This is a genomic window from Streptomyces himalayensis subsp. himalayensis, assembly GCF_013778455.1.
Taxonomy (GTDB): domain Bacteria; phylum Actinomycetota; class Actinomycetes; order Streptomycetales; family Streptomycetaceae; genus Streptomyces; species Streptomyces himalayensis.
On record NZ_JACEHE010000015.1, the window covers coordinates 66,212 to 83,165 of the forward strand.

15 protein-coding genes and 1 pseudogene are annotated in these 16,954 nt (G+C 71.9%); 8 read left to right on the top strand and 8 right to left on the bottom strand.

The genetic code is table 11. The features are described from left to right. Nucleotides 1–9: 9 nt before the first annotated feature. Nucleotides 10–882 (bottom strand): enoyl-CoA hydratase ChsH3, encoded by an 873-nt coding sequence (gene chsH3, locus H1D24_RS23745; RefSeq protein WP_181659693.1) that lies wholly within the window; start codon nucleotides 880–882, stop codon nucleotides 10–12. A 215-nt stretch (nucleotides 883–1,097) separates the two neighbouring features. Here chsH3 and H1D24_RS23750 point away from each other — a divergent pair. After that, nucleotides 1,098–1,169, top strand: a pseudogene (locus H1D24_RS23750) (DNA-binding response regulator); the annotation flags it as partial. 38 nt (nucleotides 1,170–1,207) lie between these two features. Here the strand turns inward: H1D24_RS23750 and H1D24_RS23755 are convergent. Together H1D24_RS23755 and H1D24_RS23760 are read right to left on the bottom strand one after the other, a co-directional pair. Next, on the bottom strand, nucleotides 1,208–2,686 hold the full coding sequence (locus H1D24_RS23755; RefSeq protein WP_181659694.1) for an MFS transporter: 1,479 nt from the start codon (nucleotides 2,684–2,686) through the stop codon (nucleotides 1,208–1,210). A 121-nt stretch (nucleotides 2,687–2,807) separates the two neighbouring features. Further along, complete coding sequence (locus H1D24_RS23760) at nucleotides 2,808–5,072, bottom strand: acyl-CoA dehydrogenase family protein (protein ID WP_181659695.1); 2,265 nt, start codon at nucleotides 5,070–5,072, stop codon at nucleotides 2,808–2,810. 315 nt (nucleotides 5,073–5,387) lie between these two features. Here H1D24_RS23760 and H1D24_RS23765 point away from each other — a divergent pair, with 315 nt between their 5' ends. The 5 genes from H1D24_RS23765 (at nucleotide 5,388) to H1D24_RS23785 (ending at nucleotide 9,495) form a co-directional block, all read left to right on the top strand. Further along, nucleotides 5,388–5,981, top strand: a complete 594-nt coding sequence (locus H1D24_RS23765) for a class I SAM-dependent methyltransferase (protein WP_181659842.1) — start codon at nucleotides 5,388–5,390, stop codon at nucleotides 5,979–5,981. Nucleotides 5,982–6,002: 21 nt separating this feature from the next. Further along, on the top strand, nucleotides 6,003–7,001 hold the full coding sequence (locus tag H1D24_RS23770) for an N-acetylmuramoyl-L-alanine amidase (protein WP_181659696.1): 999 nt from the start codon (nucleotides 6,003–6,005) through the stop codon (nucleotides 6,999–7,001). Nucleotides 7,002–7,186: 185 nt separating this feature from the next. Further along, on the top strand, nucleotides 7,187–7,999 hold the full coding sequence (locus H1D24_RS23775; protein ID WP_181659697.1) for a DUF5336 domain-containing protein: 813 nt from the start codon (nucleotides 7,187–7,189) through the stop codon (nucleotides 7,997–7,999). Between the two features lie 128 nt (nucleotides 8,000–8,127). Next, complete coding sequence (locus H1D24_RS23780; RefSeq protein ID WP_181659698.1) at nucleotides 8,128–9,138, top strand: LLM class F420-dependent oxidoreductase; 1,011 nt, start codon at nucleotides 8,128–8,130, stop codon at nucleotides 9,136–9,138. A 63-nt stretch (nucleotides 9,139–9,201) separates the two neighbouring features. Further along, the gene (locus tag H1D24_RS23785) at nucleotides 9,202–9,495 is read left to right on the top strand and encodes a hypothetical protein (RefSeq protein WP_181659699.1); all 294 of its coding nucleotides are present in this window, start codon (nucleotides 9,202–9,204) and stop codon (nucleotides 9,493–9,495) included. 48 nt (nucleotides 9,496–9,543) lie between these two features. Here the strand turns inward: H1D24_RS23785 and H1D24_RS23790 are convergent, their stop codons facing one another. From H1D24_RS23790 to H1D24_RS23800, 3 genes are read right to left on the bottom strand one after another with little or no spacing between them, the layout of a single operon-like run. After that, on the bottom strand, nucleotides 9,544–10,617 hold the full coding sequence (locus H1D24_RS23790) for a prenyltransferase/squalene oxidase repeat-containing protein (protein ID WP_181659700.1): 1,074 nt from the start codon (nucleotides 10,615–10,617) through the stop codon (nucleotides 9,544–9,546). Then, nucleotides 10,614–11,384 (bottom strand): class I SAM-dependent methyltransferase, encoded by a 771-nt coding sequence (locus H1D24_RS23795; protein ID WP_181659701.1) that lies wholly within the window; start codon nucleotides 11,382–11,384, stop codon nucleotides 10,614–10,616. The genes H1D24_RS23790 and H1D24_RS23795 overlap by 4 nt, the downstream gene beginning before the upstream one ends. Beyond that, complete coding sequence (locus H1D24_RS23800; RefSeq protein ID WP_181659702.1) at nucleotides 11,378–12,883, bottom strand: glycosyltransferase family 4 protein; 1,506 nt, start codon at nucleotides 12,881–12,883, stop codon at nucleotides 11,378–11,380. Before H1D24_RS23800 ends, H1D24_RS23795 begins: the two co-directional genes overlap by 7 nt. A gap of 242 nt (nucleotides 12,884–13,125) precedes the next feature. Between H1D24_RS23800 and H1D24_RS23805 the strand changes: the two genes are divergently transcribed. Beyond that, complete coding sequence (locus tag H1D24_RS23805; RefSeq protein WP_181659703.1) at nucleotides 13,126–13,740, top strand: TetR family transcriptional regulator; 615 nt, start codon at nucleotides 13,126–13,128, stop codon at nucleotides 13,738–13,740. Between the two features lie 137 nt (nucleotides 13,741–13,877). Here H1D24_RS23805 and H1D24_RS23810 read toward each other — a convergent pair whose 3' ends face one another. Both H1D24_RS23810 and H1D24_RS23815 read right to left on the bottom strand, forming a co-directional pair. Continuing rightward, nucleotides 13,878–14,111, bottom strand: a complete 234-nt coding sequence (locus H1D24_RS23810; RefSeq protein ID WP_181659704.1) for a ferredoxin — start codon at nucleotides 14,109–14,111, stop codon at nucleotides 13,878–13,880. Next, the gene (locus H1D24_RS23815) at nucleotides 14,111–15,598 is read right to left on the bottom strand and encodes an aldehyde dehydrogenase (protein WP_181659705.1); all 1,488 of its coding nucleotides are present in this window, start codon (nucleotides 15,596–15,598) and stop codon (nucleotides 14,111–14,113) included. The genes H1D24_RS23810 and H1D24_RS23815 overlap by 1 nt, the downstream gene beginning before the upstream one ends. A gap of 277 nt (nucleotides 15,599–15,875) precedes the next feature. Between H1D24_RS23815 and H1D24_RS23820 the strand changes: the two genes are divergently transcribed. Then, nucleotides 15,876–16,913: a Strvi_7410 family MBL fold metallo-hydrolase gene (locus H1D24_RS23820; RefSeq protein ID WP_181659706.1), complete on the top strand. Its 1,038-nt coding sequence runs from the start codon at nucleotides 15,876–15,878 to the stop codon at nucleotides 16,911–16,913. The last annotated feature ends 41 nt before the right edge of the window (nucleotides 16,914–16,954 follow it).

The window sequence follows — 16,954 nt, forward strand, 5'->3', positions numbered from 1 at the left end:
AACGAGCGATCACGAATGCTCGACCACGGTGTCGGCGAGCACGGGCGCGTCGTCCCTCTCGACCGCGGTGACCGACACCTGGACGCTGCTGTCCCGCTGCCACATCCGGATGCGCAAGGTCTCGCCCGGGAAGACGACACCGGCGAAACGCGTGCTGTAGGAACGGACGCGTGCCACGTCCCCGCCGAGGAGCGTGTCGACGACCGCCTTGAGAGTGATGCCGTAGGTGCACAGACCGTGCAGGATCGGCCGGTCGAAGCCGGCGAGCTTGGCGAACTCTGGGTCGGCGTGCAATGGGTTCCAGTCGCCGGACAGCCGGTAGAGCAGGGCCTGGTCCGGGCGGACGGCCCGCTCGACGGTCCGGTCGGGCTCCCGCGAGGGCGGTTCGAGGCGCGTGGACGGTCCGCGGTCGCCGCCCCATCCGCCCTCTCCCCGTACGAAGATCTGGGCGTCGCTCGTCCACAGCGGCCCGTCGTCGTCGGCCGCTTCGGTACGGAGTACGAGGACGGCGGCCTTGCCCTTGTCGTAGACGGCCGCGACCCGCGAGGTGGACACCGCTGTGCCCTTGACCGGGATGGGGCGGTGCAGCTCGATGGTCTGCCCGCCGTGCAGGACGTTCGCGAGGTTCACGTCGATGCCGGGTGTGGAGAGGCCGCCCACGACGCCCATGCCGGCGCCCGCGACGGTCGCGAAGCTGGGCAGGACGTGCAGCCTGGACTCGAGGACGTAGCGCAGCTCGTCGGGGTCGGTGGCGGGGTTGTCCCGGTCGGGGTTCGCGCCCGCGCCGATGCCGAGGTGGTAGAGCTGGACGTCCTTGTGGTCCCAGGCGATCTCCGCGGACCGGGGCTCGGCGGCGGTGGCCTTGGCGGCGTCAATGGGCATGGAACTCCTGCTCCTCGCGGGGAAAGACCTCGGTGCGGCCGTCCGCACCGTCGGTCGCACCGAGGTCGTCACTGGACCGGACCGGGCCCGTCCGGACCGGCCGTGAAACCCGCACGTTCTAGAACGCGTTCCAGTCCGGCGACCCCATGTATAGCCCAGCTGCCGGTAGTTGTGAAGGCTCCTGACGTCCTGTCAGGTACGACGTGCGGAACTGACTGTCGTCGGCGATCGGCAAGACCGGGACGCGCAACCGCATGGAGACGGTTCGCGAGGCGCGGCAGCAGGGCCTAGGGAAGTACACCCGCTCGCCGCGGGCACCGAGCGATCACTGGGGCGACGGCGCGCGGCCACCGGCCGAGGCCGAGTCCGTGCGGCGCGCGGCGCCCGAGGCCCGCGGCAGCCACAGCAGCATCAGCACCGCGCCACCGACCAGGACCAGCGCGCTCGTCCGGAACGCCAGTGCATAGCCCGCGGCCAGCGCCTCCGCCGATGTGCCGCCTGCGGTACGCGACGCCGCGAGTGTCGACATCACGGCCAGACCGAGCGAGCCGCCCATGACGCGCGAGGTGTTGACCAGGCCCGAGACCAGCCCGGCGTCTCCGGAGGGCGCCCCCGACGTGGCGAGGGAGGCGAGCGGGGTCGCCGCGAGGCCCGCGCCGGCCATCATCAGGATGCCCGGCAGCATGATGGTGGTGACATATGCGCCGTGGGCGCCCATCGTCGACTGCCAGCCGAAACCGGCCGCGGCCACCAGCGTCCCGGCGACCGCGACGTACCGGGCGCCCGCGAACCGCATGACGCGCGGCGCGAGCTTCGAGCCGAGGACGACGGCGAGCGAGCTCGGGACCAGCGCGAGCCCCGCGCCCAGCGGCGTGTAGCCCAGCACGTTCTGTGCGTACAGGGTCATGAAGAACCACATGCAGAACATGGCGGAGCCGCAGAGGAACATCGCCGCGTTCGCCGATGACACCGAGCGCAGGCGGAACAGCTTCAGCGGCATCAGAGGTGTCGGGCTGCGCGCCTCGGTCAGCAGGAAGAGGCCCAGCAGCACAAGGCCCGCGCACAGCGGCACCAGCGTGGCGGCCGCTGCCCAGCCCTCGGCCTCCGTCTGCACGATGCCGTACGAGAGCGTGGCGAGCCCGGCCGTCACCAGCAGCGCGCCCGGCAGATCGAGCCGCCGTCCGTCCCCGCCCCGGCTCTCCGTGAGCGAGAGCACGGCCCCGGCCAGCACGAGGGCGCCGACAGGCACATTGATCAGCAGCACCCAGCGCCAGGACAGCGTGTCCACCAGGACGCCGCCGACAAAGCCGCCGGCCGCCCCGCCACCCGCTCCGACGGCGGTCCACGTCGCGATGGCACGCGCGCGTGCCGCTCCTTCCGGCACGGCCGACGTGAGGATCGTCAGAGTCGACGGAGCGAGCACGGCCGCGCCGAGCCCTTGTGCGGCGCGCGCGGCGAGCAGCTGCCAGCCCTCCTGCGCGATTCCGCCCGCCAGCGAGGCCAGCGTGAACAGGCCGAGGCCTATCAGGAACATGCGCTTGCGCCCGTACAGGTCCCCGGCCCGGCCGCCCATCAGCATGAACCCGGCGAAGGCGATCGAGTACGCGTTGACCACCCACTGCAGTCCCGGGGCACTCAACCCCAGATCGGCCCGCATCGAGGGCAGCGCCACATTGACGACGGACACGTCGAGGACCACGAGGAACTGTCCGGCACAGGCCGCGGCGACCACCAGCCAGGTCGGCGGGGCGCTGCGGCGGACGGACGGGGAGGTGTCGGTGGCGGCTCGGGACATGGGTGCCATGCTCTCAATCGTCCGGCCTTCAGGGCATCGGGATTTCGCTGCACGCTACATCGGCCAGAGGGACTAGGACTCGCCTCACCACATAGGCGACAGGAACCAGGGCTCGCCTCACCGCCGTCCGTCAGTCTCGCGGCAGGCCGAGGATCCGTTCGGCGACCACGTTGAGCTGCACCTGCGTCGTACCGCCCGCGATGGTCAGACAGCGCGACAGCAGAAAGCCGTGCACGGCCCGCTCCCCCGCGCCCTCGCGCACCGCGCCCGCCGGGCCCAGCAGCTCCAGGGCCAGCTCCGCCACCTTCTGCTGGTGCGCGGTCTGGACGAGCTTGCGGACGGACGCGCCCGCGCCCGGCTCCACTCCCGACACCTGCTGCAGGGTCGTGCGCAGCCCGATACAGGCCAGCGCGTGCGCCTCCGCCATGAGCGCCCCGATACGGGCCCTGCCGGCTCCGTCCAGGTCGGCGGCGCGCGCGATGAGCGCCTCGAGGCCCGTGTCGAACGTCAACTGGTCGGCCATGTGGACGCGTTCGTTGCCGAGCGTGTTGCGGGCGACCTTCCACCCCTCGTCGACCGCGCCGACCACGGCGTCCGCCGGCAGCAGCACGTCGTCGAACCACACCTCGTTGAACATCGATTCGCCGGTGATCTCCTTCAACGGACGGATACCGATCCCGTCGGTGCGCTTCATGTCGACGACGAAGTAGGTGAGCCCCTTGTGCTTGGGCGCCTCGGGATTCGTACGGGCGAGGAGGATGCCGTAGTCGGCGCGGTGGGCCGCCGACGTCCACACCTTCTGCCCGTTGATCCGCCACCGCCCGTCCGCCGTCCTCTCGGCCCTGGTCCGCAGGGATGCGAGGTCGGACCCGGCGCCGGGCTCGGAGAACAGCTGGCACCAGAGCAGGTCGCCGCGGAGGGTCGGCAGCAGATGGCGCTCCTTCTGGTCCTCCGTCCCGTACGCGATCAGCGAGGGCACCACCCAGGTGGCGACGGAGAGGTCGCTGAGGCGCACACCGGCTGCCGCGAGCTCAGCCTGTACGGCGAGCTGCTGGACGGGGCCGGCGCCGAGACCGTACGGCTCGGGCAGATGCGGCGCGGCGTAGCCGGTGGGCGCGAGCGCACGGCGGGCCGCTGCCGGGTCCAGCCCGCGTACTCCTTCGATCACCTTCCGCGCCCGCGCCCGATACGGCTCCGCCTCCTCGGGAAGCTCCAGCCGCAGCTCGCGGCGCGCCCCGCCCTCGGCCGGCCGCAGGGCCCGCAGCCGATGTGCGTCCCCGTTCCCCGCCAGCTGCCGCGCGACCAGCGCCCGGCGCAGATACAGATGCGCGTCATGTTCCCAGGTGAACCCGATGCCGCCGAGGATCTGGACGCAGTCCTTGGCGCAGGAGCACGCGGCGTCCAGCGCGGCACCGGCGGCGAGCGCGGTGACGAGGCCCCTGACACCGCGGACCACGCCGCTGGCACCACGGACGCCTGGCCGATCGGACCCGTCTCGCTCACCGGACGGCTCCTCGTCCGCCGCCTCGTCCGCCGCCCGTGCCGCGTCCCACACCAGCGCCCGCGCCTGCTCGACCCGCACCAGCATGTCCGCGCACAGATGCTTGACGCCCTGGAACCGCCCGATGGGCCGCCCGAACTGCTCACGCACCTTGGCGTACTGCACGGCCGTGTCCAGCGCCCACGCCGCGGTGCCACAGGCATCTGCGGCGAGGACGAGGTCCGCGAGGTCCCGTACGAGCGCCGAGTCCACGGCGAGCACCCGGTCCGCCAGCACCCGTACACCGTCCGCCGTGACCTCGGCGGTGGGCCGCGTCGGGTCGGCGCTGTCGTGCGGGCGCACCACGAGGTCGGCCGCGTCGACGGCGAACCAGAGCGTGCCGCCCGCCGCCTCGGCCTCCAGCAGCAGGAGATCGGCGTCGGCTCCGGACAGTACGGGCGGCGCGGTGCCCTCGAGCACATAACCGCGTTCGGCACCGGCAGGGTCCAGAGGGCCCTCGCACGGGACAGCCGTCATCGTGCCGGTGCCGAGCGCCACGGCCCCAATGCGCTCGCCGCAACCCAGCGCACGCACCAGCTCTCCCACCCCGGCCCGGCACAGCACGGCCGACGCCAGCACACTGGACAGATACGGCCCCGGTAGCGCGCCCCGCGCGGCCTCCTCCAGTACGACGGCGAGGTCGACGAGATCACCGCCCCCGCCGCCGTACTCCGCGGGAAGGTGGACGCCGAGCAGCCCCTGCCCGGCCAGCTCGTCCCAGTACGCCGGACGGCCACCGGCGCCCGGCGGTGCGTCGAGGAGCCCCCGCGCCTCCTCCGGCGGCACGGTGCGCGCGATCCAGCCGCGCACGGCCTGGGCCAGTTCCCGCTGCTCCGCCGTGATGCCGATCCCCATGTGAATCCTCGCTCACCGGTCGCCGCGACTGGGTCGTCCGAGCCGCCGACAGGGTAGAACACGTTTCAATCTGACGGAAGGTCAGCAGCAGTGTCCGCACCCCGTCGCCCCAGGCAGCGGAGGTGTACGGCAGCATGGGGGCACCCACACGCACGTACGAGACGTACCTGGCGCCCCAACCCGGAGGAACCCCGCATGGCAGCCGAGCCCACCCCACAGGCCCCGGCCCAGGCACACGCCCAGGCACCGGCATCGGCATCGGCATCGGCACCGAAGCCGGACGTGCTCGCCGCGTTCGAGGCGGCCAAGGGCTTCATGCCGGTGTCCGAGGGGCTCGCCCTGTACACGGCGGCGGTCGAGGCGGGGCGGCTCGGGCTTCCGCTCCTCGAGGTCGGCACATACTGCGGCCGCTCCACCATCCTGCTCGCCGACGCCGCCCGCGCGGCCGGCGTCACCGCGGTCACGGTCGACCACCACCGCGGCAGCGAGGAGCAGCAGCCGGGCTGGGAGTACCACGACCCGGAGACCGTCGATCCCGAGATCGGCCGGATGGACACGCTTCCCCTGTTCCGCCGGACCCTCCACAAGGCGGGCCTCGAGGACCACGTCATCGCGCTCGTGGGCCGCTCGCCGCAGGCCGCACGCCTCTGGAGCAGCCCGCTGGGCCTGGTGTTCATCGACGGCGGCCACACGGACGAGCACGCGACCGCCGACTACGAGGGGTGGGCACCGCACGTGGCCGAGGGCGGTCTGCTGGTGATCCACGACGTGTTCCCCGACCCGGCCGACGAGTTCACCGGCCAGGCCCCGTACCGCGTCTACCTCAGGGCCCTCGAGTCCGGCGCGTTCACGGAGGTCTCGGTGACCGACTCGCTGCGCGTCCTGTGTCGAACCGGCCACGGCAGCTGACCTCGCGGTTAGAGTCGCCCCGTGTCGTACGCATTCCCGGACAGCGATCCCCGTCCGCCGCGCCGGTCCCGTCGCGGGCCGCTGACCGTGGCGGTCGTCGCCCCTGTGGCGGCGGCTCTCGCGGGGTGGCTCGTCTGGCAGGCGGTGGCCGACTCCGGCGACGGCGGGACTCCGAAGGCCGCGCCGCCGTCGCAGCAGCAGTCGTCCGCGGCGGCGGGCGCAGCGCCCGCGTCCCCGACCGCGTCCGACCGGGACAAGCCCGACGACGCCGACGACGGCACGGACGGGGACAAGAACGACGGGAACCAGGGCGACGAGGCCTCGTCCTCCGCCCCCGCCGCGACCGGCCCGCTCAAGGGCAAGGTCGTCGTGATCGACCCGGGCCACAACCCGGGGAACTTCCGGCACACGGCCGAGATCAGCCGCCTCGTGGACATCGGCACCCACCGCAAGGAGTGCGACACGACCGGCACGTCCACCAACGCCGGTTACGCCGAGGCGCAGTTCACGCTTGACGTCTCCCGTCGGCTGCGCGCGCTGCTCGAAAAGCAGGGGGCGACCGTCAGATTCACACAGGACGGCGACCGCGCCTGGGGACCGTGCGTCGACGAGCGCGCCCGTATCGGCAACAAGGCGGGCGCCGACGCCGTCGTGTCCGTGCACGCCGACGGCTCCGCGGCGGGCAACCGCGGCTTCCACGTGATCCTTCCCGGGTCCGTGAAGGCGGGTGCCGCCGACACCCGCGCGATCGTCGGCCCCTCGCGCGAGCTGGGCGAACGTATCGCGGGCAACTTCGTCCGGGTGACCGGCAGTGCCCCCTCCAACTACGTCGGCAACGGCACGGGCCTCGTCGTCCGCCGGGACCTGGGCGGGCTCAATCTCTCCACTGTTCCCAAGGTGTTCATCGAGTGCGGCAACATGCGCGACAGCAAGGACGCGGCCCTCGTGACGAGCGGCGCATGGCGGCAGAAGGCGGCGCAGGGGATCTCTGAGGGAATCGTGAGTTTCCTGCGCGGGTAGATCCCGGTAGCTGCCGTCCCGGACGACACCCCGAGCGGCCGGACGATAATGTCGACCGTACGATCTGGGGGGCCATCCCCGCGCTGCGCACCGCGAGCCTCGCGGCCAACGGCGGCCGACAGCGCGCCGGCATGGCGACAGCGACGCCCACCGACGACCGATGAGACGACGACGAAGGATCTGAAGTGAATATCCGCTCCCTCACTAGAGGCGACGGCGTGGTGATCGGAGCAGCGGTGCTGCTGTTCGTCGCCTCGTTCCTCGACGTAGCCGGCTGCAGCGGCGACTTCTGCGACGCGGCAGTAGACTCCCCGAACTCCTGGGAACTCCTCTCGCTCGCGCTCGGTACGTACATGACCGGTGTGATCGGTGCCGCACTGGTCGTGGTCGCCCGCGGGCTGCCGCAGCCGCGCAAGGTGGTGGGTCTGGACCTCGGGCAGCTCGGAGTGGCGCTGACGCTCGCCGCCGCGTGGGGCTCGTTCTGGTGGATCATCGACGCAGAGAACGCCGGTGCCGGCCTCGTCCTCGGCCTGATCGCCACCCTGGTCCTGGCCGGCGCCGCCATCGCCACCCCGCTCGTTCCCGCCCTGAAGGGCGCCCTCCTCCCCGCCCCGCGCCCGCAGGCCCCGAGCCCCTACGGCGCCCAGCCTCAGGGTGGCTACGGCTACCCGGGCGTCCAGCAGCAGCCCTACGGCGGCCAGCCGGGCCAGCCCCACCAGCCATACGGTGCGCAGCCGGGTCAGCCGCAGCAGGCCCAGGCCCCGCAGCCGCAGCCGCACCCGCAGGCCCAGCCGGCGGCGGAGTTCTCGCCGTTCTGGTTCGCCGTGCCGGTGCCGCGTCCGCTGTTCGCGGAGGACGGCTCGCAGACGCCGATCGCCGAACTCGCTCCCGGCACCTGGTACCTGGCGGTCGACCAGCGCGGCCCGGCCCTGGTGGCCCAGACGCAGGACGGCCGCCGCGGCGTGCTGCAGGACACCACGGGCATCCAGCGCGGCTGACGCCGTAGCACTGAGCCCCACTCGTCGGCCCCTCGCCCTTCCGGGCGGGGGGCCGTTGCCGTACAATCACCGGACACCGAAACTGACGCATCGTCAGCTACGTACACCGCGACCGGAGGGGGCCCGGCATGCGCCTCGGACTCGCACTCGGCTACTGGGGCCGCGGCCCGGACCTCCGCCACCTCGAACTCGCCCGCGAGGCGGAACGGCTCGGCTACGACTCCGTGTGGACCGCCGAGTCCTGGGGCTCCGACGCCTTCACGCCGCTGACCTGGATCGCGGCCCACACGTCACGTATCAGGCTCGGCACCGCCGTGGCGCAGATGTCCGCCCGCTCCCCCACCACCACGGCGATGCACGCGCTCACGCTCGACCACCTCTCGGGCGGCCGGATGATGCTGGGCCTCGGCCTGTCCGGGCCGCAGGTCGTCGAGGGCTGGTACGGACGGCCGTTCCCGAAGTCGCCGCTGACCGCGACCCGGGAGTACGTGGACGTGATCCGGCAGGTCCTCAGGCGCGAGGCCCCGGTCGAGCTCGACGGGCGCTTCCACGCCCACCCGTACCGCGGCGAGGACGGCACCGGGACCGGCAAACCGCTCAAGCCGATCACCCACCCCCTCCGCGCCGATCTGCCGGTCCTGCTCGGCGCCGAGGGTCCGAAGAACATCGCACAGACGACCCGGATCGCGGACGGCTGGCTGCCGCTGTACTGGTCGCCGACCCGCACCGAGGTGTACGAAGCGTCGCTGGCCCACCTGCCCGAGGACTTCCTCATCGCGCCGATGGCCCGCGCGAAGGTCTGCGACGACGTCGCCGAGGGTCTGCTGCCCGTCAAGGCGATGCTCGGCTTCTACATCGGCGGCATGGGGCACGCCTCGCGCAACTTCCACGCCGACCTGATGGCCCGTATGGGGTATGAGGAGGAGGCGCGGCGCATCCAGGAGCTCTTCCTCGCGGGGCGGCGCGAGGAGGCAGTGCTCGCCGTGCCCGACGCGTTCGCGGACGAGATCTCGCTGGTCGGGCCGTGCGAACGCATCGCGGAACGGCTGGAGTTGTGGCGCAAGGGACCGGTCACGGACCTCCTCGTCCTCGCACCGGACCCGCACACGCTGCGCGTCCTGGCGGAGCTGAACTCATAGCCCTACGAGCAGCAGGTCCGCCGCACGGGGTTTCGCGACCGCACAAGCGGCAATCCGAGAGGTATGTCGCCTCGATATCCGAACGGCACCAAACAGGCGGGTACGGTCATCGCGACCGTCGCGGACATCATGGCCGTCATCCTCGGCCTGTGGATCCTGATGTACCTGCTGGACGCGAACCGCGCGAACGACCTCGTGCAGTTCATCCATGACGCCGCCCGCTGGCTGGCGGGCTGGTCCCACGACCTGTTCACGTTCGACGCGGAGTGGGCGCGCGTCGTCGCGGGCTACGGCCTCGCGGCGGTCGTGTACCTCGTCGCCGGGCACGCGATCGCCAACCGGCTGCACCGAGACTGACGACAGCAGGCCGCTGCACCCACGGCACCCGCCGTGTGCAGCGGCCCGCTATGCGCAGCAGTCCGGGTCCAGGCCCCACGGCAGGCGCTCCCCGCTGAACACCGCGCAGGTCGCCTCGTCCCCGCCCAGGGCCGCGACGGCGAGCAGCACGGAACCGGCCGTCCAGGTCGTCAGCTCCTCGGGCCAGATCACCCCGTCGTCGAAGACATAGCCCGTCCAGTACAGGCCCGACTCCGGATCGCGCAGGTGCTGGATGGACTGCAGGATCTCCAGGGCCCGGTCGGACTCGCCCACCGCCCAGAGCGCCAGGGCGAGTTCGGCCGACTCACCGCCCGTCACCCAGGGGTTGGGGACGACGCAGCGTACGCCGAGCCCGGGGACGACGAAGCGCTCCCAGCCCTCCTCGATACGGGACTTGGCCTCGACCCCCGTCAGCGCGCCGCCGAGGACCGGGTAGTACCAGTCCATCGAGTAGCGGTCCTTGTCGAGGAACCGCTCCGGGTGGCGGCGTATCGCATGGCGGAGCGCCCCTACGGCCAGCTCCCAGTCGGGCTGCGGCTCTTCGCGCTGCTCGGCGATGGCGAGCGCGCAGCGCAGCGCGTGATGGACGGAGGAGCAGCCGGTGAGCAGCGCGTCCGTGACGGGTGTGCCGTCGGCCTCCCGCTTCCACCCGATCTGGCCGCCGGGCTGCTGCAGCTTCAGTACGAACTCGACCGCGGCGCGGACCGTGGGCCACATGCCGTCGAGGAAGGTGTCGTCGCCGGTGGCGAGGTAGTGGTGCCAGACGCCAACGGCGATGTACGCACAGAAGTTGGACTCGCTGCCGCGGTCCGTGACGTCATGCGGGTCGCCGTCGGCGTAGGCCGCGTACCAGGAGCCGTCCGGGTTCTGGTGGCGCGCCAGCCACTCGTACGCGCGGGCGGCCGCCTCGTGTTCACCGGCCGCGTCCAGTGCCATCGCGGCCTCGGTGTGGTCCCACGGGTCGAGGTGGTGCCCGCGGAACCACGGGATCGCCCCGTCCTCGCGCTGGACGCCGAGGACGGCCCGGACGGTGGCGGCGGCCTGCTCGGCGGTGAGGACGCCGGGCAGGACGAGGTGTTCGGTCCTCTCGGGGCTCGTCACGCCTGGGCCGCCCCGGCGACCGCGCTGGCGTCCTGGGCCGCCGCGGCCTTGGGCAGGTGCGGCTTGGTGGCGTACGCGACGAAGCTCTTGCCGACGACCGGGTTGAGCAGCTGCTCCGCGAGCCGGGTGGCGAGGGGCTTCTTCATGATGTCCCAGACCAGCAGCTTGTGATACGCGCGCACGGGCAGCGCCTTGTCGTTGTCGACACCGAACGCGCACTTCAGCCACCAGTACGGCGAGTGGAGGGCGTGGGCGTGGTGCGTGCCGTACGGCTTGAGTCCGGCCTCGCGCATCTTGGCGAGCAGCTCGTCCGCCTTGTAGATGCGGATGTGGCCGCCCTCGACCTCGTGGTAGGCGTCGCTGAGGGCCCAGCACACCTTCTCAGGCCCGTACCGGGGGACGGTGACAGCGATACGGCCGCCCGGCTTCAGCACCCGGACCATCTCGGCGAGCACTCCCTTGTCGTCGGGGATGTGCTCCATGACCTCGGAGATGATCACGACGTCGAAGGACTCGTCGGGGAAGGGCAGCGCGAGGGCGTCCCCTTCCATGGCGGTGGCCGTGGCCCCGGCCGGGGCCTCCCCTGCCTCCTTCATCGCCGCGAACCACTTGGCGACCTCGCGGATCTCCTCGCCGTTCTGGTCGAGGGCCACGACCTGCGCGCCGCGCCGGTAGCACTCGAAGGCGTGCCGCCCGGCCCCGCACCCGAGGTCCAGCACACGGTCACCCGGGGCGAGCGGGAACCGGGAGAAGTCGACGGTCAGCACGTGGCCCTGCTTTCGCGGTCGGGGGTGGGGGTCGTGGGGGTTTCGGGGGCGGCCTGGAGGACCTGGCCCGGGGAGCCGTTGGGGCCGCCGGCCGTGGAGTGGCTGAGACCGGCGGACGCGGACTCGGCGATCGCCTCGCGGTACCGCTCGGCGGTACCGCGTGCCGCCTGCGCCCACGTGAAGTGCCGCAGCACCCGCTCCCGCCCGGCGGAGCCGAGCCGTAGCCGCAGCTCGGGGTCCCCGAGGAGCCGCGCGAGCGCGGCGGCCAGCGCGCCCGCGTCGCCCGGCGGCACGGCGAGGCATGTCTCGCCGTCGGCCCCGGCGACCTCCGGGATGGCTCCGCCCGTCGTCGCGACGAGGGGCGTCCCCGTCGCCATGGCCTCCGCGGCGGGCAGGGAGAACCCCTCGTACAGGGAGGGGACACAGGCGACCTGGGCGGACCGTACGACGTCGACGAGCTCGGCGTCGGAGATGCCCTTGACGAACTCGACGGCGCCCTCGAGCCCGTACCGCTCGATGGCCTGGGCCACCGGCCCGTCCTCGGCGCGCTTGCCGACGACGACGAGGTGGGCGGCGGGGTTCTCGGTGCGCAGCTTCGCCAGTGCCTCGATCAGGTACACGAGCCCCTTGAGCGGCACGTCCGCGCTGGACGTCGTCACGATCCGGCCCGGCACCTCGGCCACGGAGGGATCGGGCGAGAACAGTTCGGTGTCGGCCCCGATGTGCACGACGTGGATACGGTCCCCGCGCACCCCGAGGTGGTCGACGATCTCCTGCTGCGACGTACCCGAGACGGTGAGCACCGACGGCAGGCGCCGGGCGACGCGCTTCTGCATGCGCGTGAAGGCGTACCAGCGGCGGACGGACGCGCGCCGCCTCCAGTTCGCTGCGGCGTCGAGCTCCAGCTGCCGGTCGACGGTGATGGGGTGGTGGATGGTCGTGACGAGCGGCGCGCCGAGCGCCGGAGCGCCGCCCAACAGCCCGTACCCGAGGGTCTGGTTGTCGTGGACGACGTCGAACTCACCGCGCCGCGCGCGCAGATGGCGCCGTGCGCGCAACGAGAAGGTCAGCGGTTCGGGGAAGCCCCCGGTCCACATCGTGCCGACCTCGAGGGCGTCGATCCAGTCGCGGTACTCGTCGCGCTTCGGGGTGCGGAAGGGGTCCGGCTGCCGGTACAGGTCGAGGCTGGGCAGCTCGGTGAGCGTGAGGCCCTCGAGCCCCTCGCCCTCGTCGAGCACGGGATACGGCTGGGAGCCGATCACCTCGACCTGGTGGCCGAGCCGGACGAGCTCGCGCGAGAGGTGGCGCACGTAGACGCCCTGGCCCCCGCAGAACGGGTTCCCCTTGTACGTGAGAAGCGCGATGCGCAGCGGCCCGTCACCGGCGCCGGTGCTTCCGGCGCGGCGGTCGGCGCGCGCTGCGGGCCCTCTGGACGGCTGCGGGGCGGAGTCGGCGGCGGAGCCCGCACGAGGGCCTGTCTCAATGGCCTCAGCGGTCACTCCGGGCCCCCTTCTCACGACACTTTCACGCGAGACTACGCGTGGGCGGTAATCTAGAACAAGTTTCAGACTTGATCGCTCAAGGACCACTGAATTTACCGGCAGGTAGCCGCGCTGTGAGCAGCGGATCAGGTGATTCGCACCACGGCCGGCACGCACCGTCCGGGCGCCCTGCCATGCTGTGTCATCGCTTTTCCGTGTTCTTCCTCGCTCTTCTTGCTGAACGTCATGGAACGGGACCTATGCCTGCGGAAGTCAAGATCGCGCAATCGGCGACCCCTCCGCTCACCGAACGCCAGGAGGCACGCCGCCGCCGGATCCTGCACGCCAGCGCGCAACTGGCCAGCCGGGGCGGCTTCGACGCGGTGCAGATGCGCGAGGTGGCCGAGTCCTCACAGGTGGCGCTCGGCACGCTCTACCGGTACTTCCCGTCGAAGGTCCATCTGCTGGTCGCCACCATGCAGGACCAGCTGCAGCATCTGCACACGACACTGCGCAAGCGCCCGCCGGCCGGCGAGTCGCCCGCCGATCGGGTCGCCGAGACCCTGATGCGCGCCTTCCGCGCCCTCCAGCGGGAACCGCACCTCGCGGACGCCATGGTGCGCGCCCTGACGTTCGCCGACCGCAGCGTCAGCCCCGAGGTCGACCAGGTCTCCCGCCAGACGACGGCGATCATCCTCGACGCCATGGGCATCGACGACCCGACCCCCGAACAGCTCTCCGCGGTCCGCGTCATCGGCCACACCTGGCACTCGGCGCTCATCACCTGGCTCTCGGGCCGCGCCTCGATCGCCCAGGTCAAGATCGACATCGAGACGGTCTGCCGGCTGATCGACGTCACGTCGCCACCGCGCTGACGGCGCCTGCTCCTCGGCCGGAGAGGCGCTGCCTACTCCTCCGGCTGGGCGGGTCCCTGCCTACTCCTCTGACGGGAAGGCCCGCACTACTCCTCCGCGGGAAGGCCCGCACCACTCCTCCGCGGGAAGGCCCGTACCTACTCCTCGGGTGGGAAGACCGGTTCCCCCGATCCGACGAGTGTGATCGTGATCGCCTCCACCGGGCAGCCCTCCGCCGCCGCCAGCACCCGCTCGTTGGCGTCCGTGTCGGGGTCGGCGGGGTGGGACTGGCGGGCGGTGTCGAGGCGGAAGTCGTCCGGGGCGTGGTTGGTGCACATCGCGGCGCCGATGCAGAGGGAACGGTCGACCTCCACGTGCCAGCGGTCGCCCATCAGGCACCCGCTCCCTCGTGGCCCGCGCCTGTCCCCTCGTATCCGGCAGGCAGGTGGATCATCTTGTGCTCCAGATACTCGCTGAATCCCTCGGGCCCGAACTCCCGCCCGAGGCCGGAGTTCTTGTAGCCACCGAAAGGGCCGAGCATGTCGAGGCTGAAGGTGTTGACGGAGTAGGTGCCCGTGCGGACCTGGCGGGCGATGTCGATGCCGTGGGCCGTGTCCGCCGTCCAGACGCTGCCGCTCAGGCCGTAGTCGGAGTCGTTGGCGATCTTCACGGCCTCGGTCTCGTCGCCGTACGGGAGCAGGGAGATGACGGGGCCGAAGATCTCCTCGCGGGCGATCCTCATGGAGTTGTCGACGTCGCCGAAGAGCGTGGGCTCGACGTACCAGCCGCGCTCGAGACCCGCCGGACGGCCGCCTCCCGTAAGGACTTTGGCGCCCTCTTCCTGACCGATGCGGATGTAGTCGAGGTTGCGCTGCTGCTGGCGCCGGGCGACGAGCGGGCCGACCTGGGTGGCGGGGTCGAGCGGGTCGCCGACCACGAGGCCGCTCGCCGCGGCGGCGAAGGCGTCGGCGAACTCGTCGTAGCGGGAGCGCGGCACGAGGATGCGGGTCTGGGCGACGCAGGCCTGGCCGTTGTTCATCCAGGCGGCCGGGACGATGCCCTGCACGGTGGTGTCGAGGTCGGCGTCCGGCAGGATCACGGCCGCCGACTTGCCTCCGAGCTCCAGCGTCACGCGCGTGAGGTTCCGGGACGCGACCTCCATCACGCGCCGGCCGGCGGCGACCGACCCGGTGAAGGACACCTTGTCGATGCCGGGGTGCCCGACCAGGTACTCGCTGACCTCGCGGTCCGCGGGGAGGATCGACAGGACGCCCTCCGGCAGCCCGGCTTCCCTGACGATCTCAGCGAGGATGTACGCGTCGAGGGGCGACTCGGGCGACGGCTTCAGGACGACGGTGCAGCCGGCGAGCAGCGCGGGTGCCAGCTTCGCGGCGGCCGTGAACTGCGGGACGTTCCACGGCACCACGGCCGCCACGACGCCCGCGGGCTCACGCCGGACGAGGATCTTCCCGAGAACGCCGTCGCGCTCCTCCTCGTACGTGAAGGAGCGCGCGACCGTGATCGCGGCGTCCCACACCATCATCGCGCCGAGCGCCTGCGCGAGAACGCTCCAGGAGTACGGGGAGCCGTTCTCGGAGGAGATGACGCGGGCGATCTCCTCGTGGCGCACCGCTATCGCGTCCTTGATCCGGCCGACGACCTCGATCCGCTCATCGAGTGTCATACGAGGCCAGGGCCCCTCGTCGAACGCCGTGCGGGCGGCGGCGACGGCGCGGTCGACGTCGGCGGGCGCGGCGTGCGGCACGCGGCCGATGACCTCTTCGGTGTGCGGCGAGATCACCTCGATGACGTTCGCGCCGAGGGGGTCGGTCAACTCTCCGCCGATGAACAGCTGTCCGTGTTCCACGAGCTCGGTCATGGGCGACTGCCTCCTGGGGAGCTGGGCGATCCTGGGCGTGCACGCCAATATCTGACGCTGCATCAGAACTGATACCAGTTCCAGTCGGAGGAGTCCACGGACGGCACAGGAACACCCGACGGGTCGCCCGCCAGGCGCCCGGCACACCTGGGGCGCCCCGAAGTCGGTCGTCTCAAGCGACCAATGAAACTTGTTCTACTCTACAGTTGGAGTTGAACATCCTGTTCCAAGCAGAACTGCAAGCAGAGCTGATGAGGCGTCAGGGAGTGGGGAGTCGATGACACAGGTGACCGACCACCGCGGGGGTGTGCATTCCCTCAGGGTCCCCATCCCGGACAACCCCCTCGGCCACACCCTGGTCTACGTCCTCGACACCGACCGCGGCCCGGTGCTGATCGACACCGGCTGGGACGACCCGGCCTCCTGGGACGCGCTGGCGGACGGCCTCACGGCCTGCGGCACCTCGCCCGCCGAGATCCACGGTGTGGTCATCACCCACCACCACCCCGACCACCACGGCCTGTCGGCCAGGGTCCGCGAGGCGTCCGGCGCCTGGATCGCCATGCACGCGGCGGACGCCTCCGTCGTACGCCGTACCCGCGAGAACCCTCCCGACCGCTGGTACGCCTACATCACCGGCAAGCTCATCGCCGCCGGCGCCCCCGAGGAGCATGTGGCCCCACTGCTCGCCGTCCGCGCGTCCGGCCGCATGCGTACCCTGCCAGGCTTCGACGCGGCGCTCCCCGACCGCGACATCACGCCCGGCGAACTCCTCGACCTGCCCGGCCGCCGCCTCCGGGCGATCTGGACACCGGGCCACACTCCCGGCCACGTCTGCCTGCACCTGGAGGAGAACCACCCGGCGGGCCTCCCCGGCCGCGGCCGCCTCTTCTCCGGCGACCACCTGCTCCCCGAGATCACCCCGCACATCGGCCTGCACGAGGACCCCGACGACGCCACCGTGACCGACCCCCTGGGCGACTACCTCGACTCCCTGGAGCGGATCGGCCGCCTGGGCGCGGCAGAGGTCCTCCCCGCCCACCAGCACGCCTTCACTGACGCCGCGTCCCGCGTACGCGAGCTGCTGACCCACCACGAGGACCGCCTCACCGACCTCCTGACCCACCTCGCCCACCCTCTCAACCCCTGGCAGCTCGCCGAGCGCATGGAGTGGAACCGCCCCTGGGACCAGATCCCCTACGGCTCACGCACCATCGCGGTCTCGGAGGCGGAGGCCCATCTGCGCCGCCTGGTGAAGCTGGGTCGGGCGGAGGCGGTGGCGGGGAGTGATCCGGTGGCGTATGTGGCGGTGTGACCTTCTGCTGTACGCGGCCGCGGCACCCTTTGGCCGTTCCC

Excerpts from the sequence above, each read along its gene's own strand:
- chsH3 (WP_181659693.1), bottom strand. The coding sequence starts at position 882 with ATGCCCATTGACGCCGCCAAGGCCACCGCCGCCGAGCCCCGGTCCGCG.
- H1D24_RS23755 (WP_181659694.1), bottom strand. The coding sequence starts at position 2,686 with ATGGCACCCATGTCCCGAGCCGCCACCGACACCTCCCCGTCCGTCCGC.
- H1D24_RS23760 (WP_181659695.1), bottom strand. The coding sequence starts at position 5,072 with ATGGGGATCGGCATCACGGCGGAGCAGCGGGAACTGGCCCAGGCCGTG.
- H1D24_RS23765 (WP_181659842.1), top strand. The coding sequence starts at position 5,388 with ATGCCGGTGTCCGAGGGGCTCGCCCTGTACACGGCGGCGGTCGAGGCG.
- H1D24_RS23780 (WP_181659698.1), top strand. The coding sequence starts at position 8,128 with ATGCGCCTCGGACTCGCACTCGGCTACTGGGGCCGCGGCCCGGACCTC.
- H1D24_RS23785 (WP_181659699.1), top strand. The coding sequence starts at position 9,202 with ATGTCGCCTCGATATCCGAACGGCACCAAACAGGCGGGTACGGTCATC.
- H1D24_RS23805 (WP_181659703.1), top strand. The coding sequence starts at position 13,126 with ATGCCTGCGGAAGTCAAGATCGCGCAATCGGCGACCCCTCCGCTCACC.
- H1D24_RS23810 (WP_181659704.1), bottom strand. The coding sequence starts at position 14,111 with ATGGGCGACCGCTGGCACGTGGAGGTCGACCGTTCCCTCTGCATCGGC.
- H1D24_RS23815 (WP_181659705.1), bottom strand. The coding sequence starts at position 15,598 with ATGACCGAGCTCGTGGAACACGGACAGCTGTTCATCGGCGGAGAGTTG.
- H1D24_RS23820 (WP_181659706.1), top strand. The coding sequence starts at position 15,876 with ATGACACAGGTGACCGACCACCGCGGGGGTGTGCATTCCCTCAGGGTC.